General features: G+C 61.0%; 13 protein-coding genes. 5 read left to right on the forward strand and 8 right to left on the reverse strand.

Annotated elements, in window-relative coordinates:
• From ACYP01_RS21985 to ACYP01_RS21995, 3 genes are all read left to right on the forward strand, one after another.
• Positions 1-561: thioesterase domain-containing protein (locus ACYP01_RS21985; RefSeq protein ID WP_459682438.1), on the forward strand; the 561-nt coding region annotated here is incomplete at its 5' end.
• Positions 562-671: 110 nt separating this feature from the next.
• Positions 672-1,847, forward strand: a complete 1,176-nt coding sequence (locus tag ACYP01_RS21990; protein WP_193595751.1) for a lipase family protein — start codon at positions 672-674, stop codon at positions 1,845-1,847.
• A 73-nt stretch (positions 1,848-1,920) separates the two neighbouring features.
• Positions 1,921-2,394 carry a DUF5709 domain-containing protein gene (locus ACYP01_RS21995; protein ID WP_003945009.1) on the forward strand — a complete coding sequence of 158 codons (474 nt, stop codon included), beginning with the start codon at positions 1,921-1,923 and terminating at the stop codon, positions 2,392-2,394.
• Here the strand turns inward: ACYP01_RS21995 and ACYP01_RS22000 are convergent.
• On the reverse strand, positions 2,383-3,432 hold the full coding sequence (locus ACYP01_RS22000) for a GGDEF domain-containing protein (RefSeq protein WP_254593749.1): 1,050 nt from the start codon (positions 3,430-3,432) through the stop codon (positions 2,383-2,385). The genes ACYP01_RS21995 and ACYP01_RS22000 overlap by 12 nt on opposite strands.
• Before the next feature lie 603 nt (positions 3,433-4,035).
• Between ACYP01_RS22000 and ACYP01_RS22005 the strand changes: the two genes are divergently transcribed.
• Positions 4,036-5,019, forward strand: a complete 984-nt coding sequence (locus ACYP01_RS22005; protein ID WP_372023857.1) for a hypothetical protein — start codon at positions 4,036-4,038, stop codon at positions 5,017-5,019.
• Positions 5,020-5,026: 7 nt separating this feature from the next.
• Here the strand turns inward: ACYP01_RS22005 and galE are convergent, their stop codons facing one another.
• The 6 genes from galE to ACYP01_RS22035 all read right to left on the reverse strand — a co-directional run bounded on the left by galE (position 5,027) and on the right by ACYP01_RS22035 (position 11,979).
• Positions 5,027-6,025 (reverse strand): UDP-glucose 4-epimerase GalE, encoded by a 999-nt coding sequence (gene galE / locus ACYP01_RS22010; protein ID WP_459682442.1) that lies wholly within the window; start codon positions 6,023-6,025, stop codon positions 5,027-5,029.
• Complete coding sequence (locus ACYP01_RS22015; protein WP_054825874.1) at positions 6,022-7,152, reverse strand: nucleotidyltransferase family protein; 1,131 nt, start codon at positions 7,150-7,152, stop codon at positions 6,022-6,024. The genes galE and ACYP01_RS22015 overlap by 4 nt, the downstream gene beginning before the upstream one ends.
• Positions 7,131-8,009, reverse strand: coding sequence for a hypothetical protein (locus ACYP01_RS22020; RefSeq protein WP_459682444.1), 879 nt, complete (start codon positions 8,007-8,009; stop codon positions 7,131-7,133). Before ACYP01_RS22020 ends, ACYP01_RS22015 begins: the two co-directional genes overlap by 22 nt.
• Positions 8,010-8,016: 7 nt before the next feature.
• The gene (locus ACYP01_RS22025; protein WP_054825873.1) at positions 8,017-8,289 is read right to left on the reverse strand and encodes a PqqD family protein; all 273 of its coding nucleotides are present in this window, start codon (positions 8,287-8,289) and stop codon (positions 8,017-8,019) included.
• A 46-nt stretch (positions 8,290-8,335) separates the two neighbouring features.
• Positions 8,336-10,423 (reverse strand): glycosyltransferase, encoded by a 2,088-nt coding sequence (locus tag ACYP01_RS22030; protein ID WP_459682447.1) that lies wholly within the window; start codon positions 10,421-10,423, stop codon positions 8,336-8,338.
• 758 nt (positions 10,424-11,181) lie between these two features.
• Positions 11,182-11,979: an ArsR/SmtB family transcription factor gene (locus ACYP01_RS22035; RefSeq protein ID WP_322002571.1), complete on the reverse strand. Its 798-nt coding sequence runs from the start codon at positions 11,977-11,979 to the stop codon at positions 11,182-11,184.
• A gap of 412 nt (positions 11,980-12,391) precedes the next feature.
• Here ACYP01_RS22035 and ACYP01_RS22040 point away from each other — a divergent pair, with 412 nt between their 5' ends.
• Entirely contained in the window at positions 12,392-13,807 is a 1,416-nt protein-coding gene (locus ACYP01_RS22040) for an NAD(P)/FAD-dependent oxidoreductase (RefSeq protein ID WP_003944885.1), read from the forward strand.
• Between the two features lie 83 nt (positions 13,808-13,890).
• Here ACYP01_RS22040 and ACYP01_RS22045 read toward each other — a convergent pair whose 3' ends face one another.
• Positions 13,891-14,319 (reverse strand): PaaI family thioesterase, encoded by a 429-nt coding sequence (locus ACYP01_RS22045; RefSeq protein WP_003945020.1) that lies wholly within the window; start codon positions 14,317-14,319, stop codon positions 13,891-13,893.
• Positions 14,320-14,455: the final 136 nt, after the last annotated feature.

Consider the following 14,455-nt stretch of genomic DNA (forward strand, 5'->3'; position numbering starts at 1 on the left):
AATCGCATTGCAGCCGTGGCATCGACCGGCCCGATCCATCTGGCCGGCTGGTCGCTCGGCGGCGTGATCGCACACGCCGTGGCACACAGCCTCACTCGGAGCGGACGTGACGTGACTCTGTCGATACTCGACAGCTATCCGTCGTCGGATTCCGATCAGCCCGCAGAACTCTCGGTCTCCGAACTACTGGCCGGGCTCGCGATGCCGGCGGGATCCAAGACGGTCGAGACCTTCGAAGAAGCGGCGGAATTGCTGGAGCAGACCCTGGGTGCCGGAATCGGAATCGAAGCGGAGCATCTGGCGCGGATCAGTCGCGGTTACTCCCACTCCGTCGAATTGACGAATCGGCACCAACCGCCTGTCCACGTTGGAGCCATCGAGTTCTTCGTAGCCGGAAGATCTACGGAGAACGGACACGATGTCGCCGAATGGCGAAGGTTTGTAGAAGGGGACATCCGAGTCACCGAAGTCGATTGCGAACACAACCAGATGATCGAACCGGGTCCGGCGGCAACCATAGCTGTACGATTGCGAGAAGTTATCGCTCAGTGGGGTGTCTGAACCAGGTTCGACATGGGTATGAGTGAAACACACAGGGTGATGGACCCCGGGTGGGTCCGGACGAGGGGAAAACGTTGAAACTGCGAACCACACGCGTGTTTACCGGATCGATGCTGACTGCCGCTGCACTGACTGCCGCACTGCTCTCCGGGGGGACTGCACAGGCCGATCCCGCATATCCGGCACCGGACCCGGACCCGTTCTACTCGCAAGCAGCTGCCGAGGGGACCGCCGGCACGCCGATCTCCGTGCGCCGGGCCCCTGACCTGATGACCTTTCCCGGCGTCGCGATCTGGCAGGTCAGTTACAGGTCCACGAACTCAGAGAACAAGCCTATTGCCGCGGTCAGCACGATCCTGGTCCCGCCGAATCAAGCACAAGACGGCCCGTTGCTCTCGTATCAGCACATCGTCAATGCACTCGGTACGGGATGTGCGCCATCTCGCGCGCTTTACGCATCGGATCCCAACATCGTCATCCGTGAAGCGCCCATCCTCAACGTCGCGCTGCAACGTGGATGGACCATTGCCCTTCCCGACCATCTCGGACCCAACAGTGCGTACGGCGCCGCGCGCCTGGGCGGACAGATCACGCTCGACGGTATCCGCGCCGTTCAGAGAGTTCCCGAATTGCGTAGTGGCGCCAGCCCTGTAGGTATTGCCGGCTACTCCGGCGGCGGCATGGCCACCGCGTGGGCGGCCGCACTGGCCCCGAGCTACGCACCCGAGGTCAACCTTGTCGGTGTAGCCGAGGGCGGCGTCCCGATGAATCTGTCCAAGATGGCAAACGGCCTCGGACAGGATCCGCACCCGGCATTCGGCCTCGCCTTCGCCGCAGCAATGGGCCTCGAACGCGAGTATCCCGACCTACTGCCGCTGAGCAACCAACTCAACGACCTCGGACGGTCGATGCGGGCCGAACTCACCAACGCGTGCACCAACGACATCCTCAGGGTCGGTGCCGGGCGCAGTGCCTCTCAGGTGTCGACGTCGACATCCTTGCTGTCCAGCCCTGAAGTGCGAAAGGTGATGGACGACAACAGCGTCGAACTCTATCCCGGTGTGCCGACTGCCCCGGTGTTCGAATGGCACACGCCCGACGACGTTCTGATCCCCATCGATTCGGTGGTCAACACGATTTCGCGGTACTGCGCCGCCGGAGCCACGATTCAATCCCAACTGTTCCCCAGCCCGGACCACCTCACCACTGCGGTCCTCGGTCTGCCCACCGCATTCGAGTACCTACAGGACCGATTCGACGGAGTGCCGGCCCCGCGTTCGTGCTGAATGTCTCCGCAGTGATGTATCGAGCAGGCGCGGCACATGGCCAACTCGGTGTGCCCGTGGCATCGTTGATCGTATGAGCGACACGGATGACACCGGCGCGGCCGGCAATGGCGATTACAGTCTCGATCCCGACGACCAGCTTCAACCTGAAGACACTCTGATCGATCGAGGCGTCGACGACATTCTCGACGAGGGAATCTCACCACCGGAACGCCCACTGGGACTTGATGCCCACGGGTTGACCGGCAGCGAGGAATCAGCGGGGGAGACCCTCGACGAGCGCCTGGCCGAAGAAGAACCCGATCCGTACGCGTCGCTCGGAGATCCTTTGAAGGATCCCGCCGATGCCGACGAATTCGAACGGGAAGAAGAATTCCCGAACGGTGACGAAGTGGGTAACCGTCGGGTCGGCCGTCTCGTTGCCGAAGACGAGGGCAGATACGAGGACGAGGAAAGTGAACTCATTGCCGGAGACGTCGGAATCGACGGCGGCGCAGCGTCGGCAGAGGAAGCCGCGATGCATCTGATCGACGATTCAGAGGACTGAACGACCGCCTGACTGTTGTGGCTGTTGTAGCTGTTGATCGGTGAGAACGATGGAGTGGACGTGATTTCCACCCATTCTCTTGCTTTCGTACATCGCCGAATCGGCGAGGCGATGTAGATCGTGAACGCCACTTTCTGCTGCTTGTACGTCCGGCCAGGCGCCGTTGTGGATGGCTATGCCGATGCTGGTCGTCGAGATTGGTTCGCCTGTAGGGGAGTTCATGATGGGCGCGATCCGGGCCAGTAGATCGCCGACGTACGGCAACGGCATCATCTGAACGACGACGAACTCGTCACCGCCGATGCGCGCTATCGCCGCGTCCGATCTGGCCCAGTCGTGTAGTCGATAGGCCGTGCGCAGTATGACTCGGTCGCCGACGTCGTGACCGTAGGTGTCGTTGAAGTGTTTGAAATTGTCGATGTCGATCACCACCACCAGCAAAGACTGGTCGAGGCTGGATTTCGCTTGCAGTAGTTCGGAAGTCCGCCGTGCGAGTCCGCGCCGATTCAGCAGGTCCGTCAACGGATCGAGTTCTGAGCTTTGAGCGTCGTTGCTCAGGAGCGCCAGAGCAATCTGCGTGACCACCGGTATGACAGTGATGACAGGAATGGCAAAGGCAATGCGCCCCAGGACGTCTGGAAGGCCAGAAGGTACATCGGTGAACACGCCGATGCTGGCGACAACGATGACCGCCCCGGAAAACAGCAGGTGCCACAGCTGAGTTCGAAGATTGTGAAAGAAGGCTATGTACGAGCCGACGAGCCCGAAGACGAGACATCCGAGCAATCTCTGATCCGGATTCGCCTCGGCCAGCACGATCACCGCAACAGCGAAGTCCCCGGCAACGACGAAGAAATACGACCTTTCACGGGTGGTCGCCATGACAGGCAGGGCAATTCCGCCGATCATCACAAGCACTGAGACGACGACGTCCAACGGAAATCCGATGGTCTGTACCGAATGAGTGCCCAGTCGCTTCAGCAGAATCGTGATACCCAGGAGGAAAACCAATACGCCGATGCCTATCCGAGTCGGCATCAGAATTCCGTTGTCGCGCAAGAATCGCGTGAATCGGTCAAACTGGTCTGGCACTGCGAGCCAGCGATGCACGACCTTGGGTGTGTCACTCATCGCGGCCACTGACCATGAGAAGCGGCCGGTCGAATACAACACATGCGGCGATAGTAGTCCGTGGCGATGACAATGAAACTGAACTCGCCTCCAGCCTGTCGACCATAATACGTCACAGTGACGAATTGAGGTGGGGTAGCCGGAAGTCGGTGAGACGTGTTTATCGGCATCAATCCACATCAGAGCACTTATTGGTCGTTCCTGACGTCCAGGTCGCGCGGCGTAGCCGCAGTCGCCGGCGAGGCCAGGCGGTGATCGGTACCAATTCAGCCGGCGATCGCGGAGTCGCAATGGTCGAGTCGTGCAAGCCGGTCGCAGATCTAGGACGGAAACGCAGGAAAGCCGGCAAATGTACCGGCAGACAGACATAGGTGGGCGGAAACAAGGAAGGTTGCACGAACCAGGCGTGAGCCGGATATCGCCAGGTCGAGAATTTGCCGATAATCTACATTATGTCAAGTAATGGATATTCGAACGTCCCCCGTCAGCTTGTCCGCTAGCTTTACCCACATGGATTCCGTTGCACTCGTCCTCGGTTCACCACGTGGCCGTCGCTTCTGTGCGAACGTCGGTTACGCATGCCGCGCCGGCGCACGCACATCCGATGGACACTGGCCTCAATCGCCGGAACATGCGCTCCAAGTTCTCGGCGCTGTTGATATCCGGGCAATCGGCGAGATGTCCGAACTCGAGATTCTGCACTGTCTTGCGTATGCCGTAGATTGCGCACGCTACTGGGAGCCGCCGGACGAAGAAGATCTGATCTTCGTCCGCCCTGAGGTGATCGCGGCATTGCGCCCGATCGCCCAAACCCTTCTCGACTCGTCACACACCGCCTGGTGGACCGAGCCTGCTGACCTTCTGAACCAGAATCTGGTTGAAAAGCGAAACCCCATTTACGGCTGGTCGGACCTACCCTTGCGGATTTACCGCACAGAAGACGGCCTCGAACAGTGGCGCGCTGAGGCACTCGACTACGAACGCCGGTTTCTGGAATACCAGATCGAAGATCCGGACCGTCACATCGGAGGCGAATGGTGGTCTACCCCTTTTGCCAACGGTACAACCGAAACAACCAGGGCCCGGGACGGTATCGGGGCACTCGGGGTGTTTCTCGAAGAAGACAGCTCCTCGAACGAGGCGCGGGTGCAGCCGGTGAGGATCTACGGCGCGCCCCGGATCTACGAGATCACCGGACCGCAGGACTGGGCGAATCTGGTCGATACCTATCCCCTGCCTGTGCCCGCTTCACGTCGCTCCGTGTGGTACGACACGACCGGTGAATACCGTGACTGGTTCATTCCGGACTGGGTTTCGGTGTCCGCGGATTACGACGCCGTCCACCTGACCATGATGGCTTATCTGACCACGCCAGGCGTCGCGATCCCGTTGTCGGCCAACGCGGGGGCCACCGTGCTCGCCGGGTGGGATCCGGACGCCACCTTCTGGCTACGTAGCAACAACATCACCGTTGACGACGACCCGACGGGCTGACGTTCGGCTACACCGAGTTGAGCAGGTGCGGCCGCACTGCCAGCCACCGCGCGGTGTCCTCGATCCCCTGTTCCAGGGTGAATGTCGGAACCCACCCGAGTAGTCGCAACGCACGATCGTTCGACGCATAAGCGCCGGCAGTGTCACCGGTGCGTCGGCCGGCAGCGACCACGTCGATATCTTCGCCGAGCACGTTCTCGAATGTGTGTACCAGCTCCCACACCGTCGTCCCCCGCCCGCTGCCCAGATTGACCACAGTCATGCGTGATGATTCAGCGGTGACCCGGTCGAACCTTTCCAGTGCTCGAACATGAGCGTCTGCAAGGTCCCAGACATGAACGTAATCACGCACTCCGGATCCGTCGCGCGTCGGCCAATCCGTTCCCGTAACCCTGAAAGGCGTTCCTGTCGAATATGATTCGAACAGCTTTCCGAGTGCGTGGGTCGGGCGTGCCGATGGTGTACCACTTCGCAGCTCCGGATCTGCCCCGACCGGATTGAAGTAGCGTAGAGATATCGCCGATAATTCAGTGGCCGCCGCAATGTCGTCGAGCATCGTTTCGAACTGAGCCTTGCTGTGCGCATAGGGACTCTGCGGTGCGATCCCCCAACGTTCGTCGACACACCCACCGTCGCTCGGCGCATACACCGCCGCAGAGGAACTGAACAAGAAGCGCTCACACCCGTTGCGAAGGACACTCGATACCAGCGTCAGCGACTTGGATACGTTGTTCTCGTAGTACCGTGCCGGGCTACTCACGGAATCTCCGACCACGATCAAGGCCGCACAGTGAACTGTCGCATCGATATCGGAATGATCTGCGAATACCTTGTCGAGCAGTTTCTCGTCCGCGATGTCGCCGCAGTAGAACGGGAATCTGTGCGCAAATTCGGCGCGGCCGGTCAGCAGGTTGTCGAGAATCACGACATCGATCCCGGCGTCGACGCACTTCGACGCGACGGTGCTTCCGATGAATCCCGCTCCGCCCGTGATCAGTACTTTCACGCCGCTCCCCCGGCATCTTCGACGGCAGTCCTCGCACGACGGACGAAGTGGGACACGCGTGAGCGGGCCAAGTCCCATCCACGTAGGTCGCGCCCGTCCCGGATGGAAAGCCGATCACGGTCGAGAAAGAGCGGCACCATGACCAGATCGCGGTAGAGCGAGTGCAGGCGTGGGCGATCCGCCAACCACAGCGTCCATCGCCACCACCAACGCGCCGGGACGGTCGTCATTCCGGTACTGACGCCGAAGATCGATTCCACCGCCGCCCAGTGGACGTTCACCGCCCGACGGACATCGCGTGGCAACTGGCGTCTGGAGAGCGTCACAGCGAGTTCCGGTTCGGAAGTGAGCAGGTACCCCACGTCGAAGACACTGTTCAACGACAAATCGGCTCGAATCAAGGCCCGATCGGCAAGCCGCGCGTGAGCGATGACGTGCAGCGTCACGTCGGCCATCGCAAGGCGGGATCCTTCCGCCTCCGAGCTGATTCCTCGGACCGCGGCCTCCCGGGTCAGCGCGTGACGGGCGAACCTCGGAAGTAAGTGCGAATGGATTTCGACGGAGCCATGACGGTCGTCGCGAAGGAGTGCCGGTTCCTGGTGATCGTCGTGATCGATGGAGTCGGAGTCCACTTCGTCGGGGCGGACCATTCGGTAGCCGAAATCGAGGATCGCGTCGTTGGCCGGAACGGCATGTGCAGGGTCGACGACCAAAAGGTCGATGTCCGTCATCCGTCGAGCTGCCGGGTTCGGCCAGATTTTTCGCTCGAGAAGGGCGGCACCCTTCAGTGCAACCGTCGGAAATCCGTTGCTGTGTAACAGCTCTTGCAGTTCCACTCGCTGCGCGTCGAGGTCCGAGATCCTTATGGTGTTTCGGTGATGGACAAGGCTCAGCGTCAATTCCGGACTCGATGCGGTGGCCGATGATTCCGACAGCATTTCCGCGAAGCTCGCAGGTAGGACCGATGCGAAGCCGGCCTCGACCGCTCGGGAGGCGAGCAGCGGCAATACCTTGTGCCTTACAGCGGCGTCGATGACTCTGGGCCAATCCTGCTGCGAACACAAGCGGATGACGTCGGCCCCACACTCGGGTTTCAACATGGAAATCAGGTACCGGGTGTCACGCATGACGCCACCAGTTCCTCCACGGTGTCGGCGCCGGTGTCGCCGTGATGTCGAATCAGTCTGTAGCACGGGGCATTCGAGAGTAGAGCAGCGATGTTTCTCAGGGTCACTCCGTGATTGTCGGACCACAGGGCGGATTGCTCGGCCAGCGACTGTATCGCTTGGGATACGGGCATCGGAGCGAGTCGAGTCGGCCCCTCGTCCCATCCATCGAGGATCAGCACCAGATCGATTCCGCGAACCGCCGAGCTGACGTTTCGTTCAGCAGGCAAGGTTGACGGGTCCAACGCCCACACCGGCGGGGCGTACGGAAGATACAGCGAATCGTGCGCTTTGATCTCCGGGAGGACGTCGAACGTACGGGCTTTGAGGTGGACCCGCCGTGGTAAGCCCACAGCTTCGGTACCACGAATGAAGACGCCTTCGTCAGCACGCAGTTGTGCACCCCGCAGGGCAAGGGCGAGCGCCAAGGTGGTCTTGCCCGCCCCGGAATGCCCGGCGATCGCCACTCTCACACCGTTGCAGTCGACCAGAGCGGCGTGCAGGCGTGTCCACTGTCGGGCGTGCGCGGCCGTCATGACATCCCGGTGCACCGTGCGGTACACGCTTTCCGCGAGCTGGAGACCGTCGAGACCGATCAGCGTTTCACGGCTGCCGCCGATGGTCGATTCGATGGTGACGTCCCAGCGACCGAATGTCGCTCGATTCCGCTGAATCCGAACTTCGACGTTGTTGTCCGCAGGCCACGGACTGGCAATCCGATGCTCGACGACACCGACCTCGGGTATGCGGAAACCGCGCAGAATCGCGTCAACCCAAAGGTAGTGCGCCCGGAATTGTGGTACGTGGTTGCCTGTCACGGAATTCTCATACCAGCAGACGAGAGGTGCTCAGCTGTCCGTACGTCTCGTTGACTACCGACTTCGCCTCGTGGTCAGGGATCTCGAGCACCTCTGCCACGGCCTGGACAATATCGCTGACGGTCCGGCCGTCACACAGTTCCCACACCAACGTCGCGACCGGGTTGAGGTGATGGGCAACCTCGCTGGAACTGTCGTACAGCACAACACCGTCGGTGAGATCGTTGCTCTCCACCGTCTGAGAGCGTTGCGGTCTCACACCTTCGAGTAGTTCGGTCAAGATATCTCCTTGATTCAGCGAATCCGATTTCGTCTTGTTGGTGGTCTCACAGTGCGAAACGTCGTGAGTATTCGGATTCGATTGCGCCCGAACGAATCAGGCTGCGTGTGGAGGCGATGCCGGGCGACAGCGTCAGGCACGTGAGCGCTCCCCCGGCACTCGCATCCACCAGGTAGTCGCCCAGAGTTCGGTAGTGACCCGCCCATTGTCCGAATGCTTCGGGATCTGACTCCGGATCCGCAATCTCGTCGAGAATTCGCTCGAAGGCGCGCGAATGTACGAGAACGGCGTGGACTCCACGGTTCTCAGGACTGGTGCGCAAGAGTGCCGAACCGTCAAGCAGAGCTCCGTCCCTCGATTTCGGGTCGTGTCCGAGGTGGACGACATCCCAATCGCCGTGATCCAACTCTTCGCGGGCATGGCCAAGGATCGATGCGGCGGCATCCAGCAAACTGACGTCATCAGCAGCGATGAGGACCGAATCCCAGCCCTTCTCAGTCGCCCGAGCGAGCGCACGACGCCACGAGACAGCAAAGGCCGCGTCCTGATTCATCGCGTCCTCGAAAGCCGACACTCTTTCCACCGCTGTTACGCGCGGTAAGCGAATGAATCTATGCCAGGACGCTTTCCATCTGTCGATGTCGAGATCGAGATTCACGACGGCTATACCGAGGTCCGACTCAGAATCCTCGACAACGGGGTTGGGTTCTCCCCCTACTCGGACAGGCGACAGTGGGCGATCGAGCACAACGTCGACTGCGCCTCGCTCGAGCAGATAAGCCGCCAGTGAGAAGTCGGACGGCACGGGTCCGTTGATCCTTCGTGAGAGTTCGTCTCGCAAAGTTCCGTAGGTCGCCGCGCGAACAATCAGTGCAGCTCCGACCAGATCTTCGCCGTGTGCGTGGATGACAGCCGTATCGGCCTCGGCGGGGAGGTCGTCGACGATGTTCCGTAGCTTGTACATAACCGCGGGTTCGATCACGCGAGTCTCGTCCAGAAAAACTACCGATTTCCAGGCCAACAGAATGGCCTTGTCGATTCCGGCGACGAACGCAGACGCAGTCCTCCACACATCCGGAGCGTCGTCCTGCGACGGAATGGCACGGTGAACGGTCAGTTCGATCGACTCGCCCTCCGCCAGGCATGAACGCCACGGAGCGACTCGGCGGTCGTCGCCGAGAACGATCACTCCACCAAAGGCCAACTCGGGTCTCTGGACGCTCAGCTCCGCACGGAGACGGATCTCGGGATACGAATCACCGAGGTATTCGGAGAACTGACGATGGAGTGAATCGATGTCCCAACCGACCTCAGTCCAACCGAGCAGGTAGTTGTGAACACGATCTTCCCAGTTTATTCGATACGGGACGCCTGCCGGGCGCTCGAACCGATGGTGCCAACCGAAAGCCGGAAGGCAGACGACCTTGCCGCCGTTGATCCGGAACTTCTCGTGGATGTACCCCTCTTCACCTCCGAATCCGATGAAGTGCGAGTTCAATCCCGGCCACGCCTCACGCCTGCAGGCAAATGAGCCGAGGCCCTGCATGACGATCTCGAAAGGCACGTCCGGGTGCTGCTTCGCGCGCGAATCAACTCCCCACGAGCCGAACATCCCGTTGCGCCACTTGGGGTCCATGTGGGTGGCCGCGATGTGCGAGGAATCCTGGGAGAGCATCGGCCCCTGGATCAAATCGTCGGTTTCCGGATTTGCATCGAAATACGCCAGCAGCGCCGACAACGATCCCGGTGCCAAGATCACGTGGGAGTCGAGGACCAGGACGTACTTTCCTGTTGCCTTGCGGAACAGGACGTCCCGCACCGCAGTCGATCGAACGTCGGTGAACGGAACGTAGCGGAACCGATCGATATACCCCGCAAACGATTCGAGCATTGGCGCCGGCAACCCCTCGGGGTTGTTGTCCAACAAGACGAATTCGACTCTGTCCAGAACCTCGCGATGATGGACCAAGATCGAGTGGATCGTGAAGTACGCGCCGTCGAAATCGTCGTAGGTCGCGATCGCGACAGTCAGATCGGCCGGTTCTCCGTGCGGCGGAGTCTCCTTCACCTGAACTGACCCCGCGCTCTGAAACTTCTTCAGAGCGCGGTGTAGCGCGACGTCGAACTCTGTCATCGTCGGTGTGCTCCCTCGGAACCAGTCGCGTCGTGTCGGCTACGTGGGTTCCGTGGGATTCGTCGGCTTGGTCGGAGGGGTCGGATAGGTCGGCTCGGTGCGAGTGGTCGGCACTGTCGGTACGGTTGGCACAGTCGGGACGGTCGGCTCCGTCGGCACAGTCGGCTTAGCCGTCGTCGTTCCACCGGAACCTGAAGAGCTACCGGTTGATCCGGAACCTGTGGAACTTCCAGACGATCCCGAACTGCCCGAGGACCCCGAACTTCCGGACGATCCGGGGTTGCCCGGCTCGTTTCCGCCCGGCTGGGTCCCTCCCGGAGTATGGCCACCGGGCTGATTCCCGCCGGGTTGTTCACCGCCTGGTCGATTCGGATTCTGCTGGCCGCGACTTGGCACTCCGGAGAGATTCGGCGTGTCACCGGCTGCGAAGGCCGGCGCTGCACCACCGAGGCTGATCGACGTCACGACAGGCACAGTTACCGCCGAGGCCGCTAGAACTGTCTTGACGAACTTGCGTCGATCAACAGGAACATTCTGAAAAGCGTCGCCGCCCATAGCGTTTCTCCCATGCGTCCGAGACGAGGTCGTCCTCACTCGATGTCGGGCAAAACGCTAGCATCCTTCCGGCAACTTTACAGACTGAACCCGCCGAAATTTGGTTCTTATGCGAAGTTGAGACCGGACTGGGCCGGCAATTCGGACGGGAGTACGACAATTCCCTCCAGTACAGGGAGCACGTTTGTCCTGTTCCATCACCGTCAGCCGGCCGGCATCTCCCACGGCGCCACCGGAAGAGTGCTTCCGGTTTCGAGGTAGGACTTCAGGTTCGACAACACCGCCGACCATCCACCGGCTACCTCCATGCGAGCCGATTCGTCCGCCAAATCGGTGTGCTTGACGGTCAGTCGCACGATCGCGCCGAAGGCTTCGATGTCGAAACTCACCCGAGAGATGTCGACGCCCGGTTCGCCGTTCGGATCAGCCCAGGTGGTGACCAACCTCGACGGAGGATTGCTCTCGACTACGGTGCCGACTACATCGGCAATGTTCGAACCGTCGATCCGGCGGTGCTCCCAGGTCGATCCCGACTGCCAGTCGGAGACGTTGCTGTGTCCCCAATACTCTGCGGTGGCCTGTGCGTCGGTGAGCGCTTTCCAGACGTTGTCCGCCGTGCTCGCAATGTAGGTGACGTACACAAAACTGGGCTTGTCGGTCATGGCTTCCTCCGCGATTTTTTTGACGGTACTGAGCGCACGAAGGCGCGGTACCTCGAACTTGTTGATCCACCGCTCTCGAATCTCCTCGAGCGCAACGGGATTGAGATAGTGAAGCTTTGCCCTCCCCTGTCGGACCGTGCTGATCAGATTGGCGTCCTCGAGCATGGTGAGGTGTTGAGTGACAGCTTGCCGACTCATGTCGAGGCTGTCGCACAGCTCACCGAGCGACTGACCGTTGGCTACGAACAAGCGGTCCAGGAGAAGCCTTCGTGTGGGATCGGCCAGTGCTTTGAAGGCTGCATTCATCCGGTCGTTCACAACTTCACAATATGCAAGCATTTACTTGCATGTCAATGGTTGGGCGTGCCGGGTTTCGAAAGTTGGGACAGATGAGGTGTGATGTCTCTAGGCAGATGTGATCTGAATCCCGGATTACACCGTAAGAGAGGTTGGGCACATGGACTGGGCAGCAATTGGAGTGGGTGTCGGGTATGCCTCGGTGGCCCTGTCGATCCTGGTTTTCGTCGGCGGATGCATCGCACTGTTCATCTTGTCCGTCCGCCAGTAGCCGACACCTCGACAAAGTGGTGATCACCCTCGAGGTCCGGTCAAGCCGATCACCTCGGGAGTGATCACCCTCGAGGCCGCTGGATCGATTCGGACACACCGGCGCGCGTCGGACTGCTCGCAGAGAAGCTCGGCCGCGGTGGGACTACCGTAGGACTGTCGCCTAGAACTCGAGGAGTACGGAATGAGCATCCAGTCGGTTGAACCGCACCGCCACCGCGTAGTGGTGATCGGTTCCGGCTTCGGAGGATTGTTCGGCACTCAGGCTCTCAAAAAAGCCGATGCCGACATCACGATGATCGCGCGTACAACCCACCATCTGTTTCAGCCGCTCCTCTATCAAGTTGCGACCGGCATCCTCTCGGTCGGTGACATCGCTCCCGCCACGAGACTGGTGCTGCGCAAGCAGAAGAACGCACAGGTACTGCTCGGTGAGGTCGAGACCATTGATCTCGAGAATCAGACCGTGACCTCGCGCCTGCTCGAACGCGTCACTGTTACGCCGTTCGACAGTCTGATCGTGGCAGCCGGTGCCGGTCAGTCGTACTTCGGCAACGACCAGTTCGCGGAGTTCGCCCCCGGAATGAAAACGATCGACGACGCCCTCGAACTGCGCGGACGAATCCTCGGGGCCTTCGAACAGGCCGAACTGTCGGACGATCCCGCCGAGCGTGCGCGCTTGCTCACCTTCGTCGTTGTCGGCGCCGGCCCCACCGGCGTGGAGTTGGCCGGGCAGATCGCCGAGCTTTCCCGTCGAACGCTGGACGGCGCGTTCCGCAAGATCGATCCGCGTGAAGCGCGCGTCGTGCTCCTCGACGGCGCCCCTGCCGTGTTGCCCGTGTACGGCGGGAAGCTCAGCCGCAAGGCTGCCGAGACGCTCGAGAAGCTCGGCGTCGAGATCCAGCTCGACGCGATGGTCACCGACGTGGACAACGACGGTCTGATCATCAAGGAGAAGGACGGCACGCTTCGCCGTATCGAGTCGCAGTGCAAGGTGTGGTCCGCCGGCGTGCAGGCCAGCCCCCTCGGCAAGCAGCTCGCAGAACAGAGCGGCGGAGAAACCGACCGCGCCGGCCGCGTCATGGTCAATCCCGACTTGTCTCTGCCCGGGCACCCCAACGTCTTTGTCATCGGCGACATGATGTCGCTCGACAAGCTTCCCGGTTTGGCTCAGGTTGCCATGCAGGGTGGCAAGTACGCGGCCAAGCAGATCAAAGCGTCACTGGACGGCAAGTCCCCGTCGGAACGAGTTCCGTTCAAGTACTTCGACAAGGGCAGTATGGCAACGATCTCGCGCTTCAGCGCGGTAGCCAAGGTGGGCAAGCTCGAGATCAGCGGCTTCATCGGGTGGGTTGCCTGGCTGGCAATTCACCTCCTCTACCTCGTCGGATTCCGTTCCCGTGCCTCGACGCTGTTGTCGTGGGCGGTGACGTTCTTCGGGCGTGGCCGTGCTCAGATGGCGTCCACCGAGCAGCAGGTCTTCGCGCGAAACGCGATGGGCGAATTGGAGAAGAAAAACAAGGAAGCGACGGAGTCCGGCAGCGCTTCGAATGGCGAAGCCAAGAAGGCTGCCGGCAAGCAGCAGAAGGCCGCCGGCTGATCAACACCTGAGTGACCGGCGGAGGGCGGCTGTGGAGTTCAACTCCGCAGCCGCCCGCCGTCATTCGATCGACTGCCGCGTGGTCAGTTTCCGATCTTCGCCACCTCGGTGATGTTCGCGAGGCGAACCTGTCCCTTGGAAACGAGTCGGTCGTTCTCGTCGGTGATGCGAACTTCCCAGAGTTGCTGGGTGCGTCCGCGATGAATCGGGGTGGCTTCAGCGGTGAGAGTGCCCTCCCGCGTTGCGCGCAGGAAGTCGGTGTTGTTGTTGACTCCGACCACGTGTCCTCGCTCGCCCAGCCACACGGTGCCACCGACGCTGGCGAGAGACTCCACCACCGAGCAGTACACACCCCCGTGCTGTATCCCGGCGGGCTGGTGCAGCGTGGGCTTGACGGTCCATTGCGCCCGCACGCGATCTGGGCTCAGTTCGGTGTATTCCAGGCCGATGGTGGCGTCGAAGCCCGTTCCGAGCCGTTTCATCATCTCTGCGGTCTCAGCAGTGTCGACCATGCCATCTCCATCTGTGATTCTCTGGCGCCGGTGTGGCTGCCACTCCCTACCTGATTACACGAGAGGTAACTCGAGCTTGGAATCAGGTCTGGAAAAAGAACCGGCGGGTTTCACATCATTCGATGTGAAACCCGCC

This window comes from Rhodococcus sp. no. 34, from assembly GCF_054589475.1.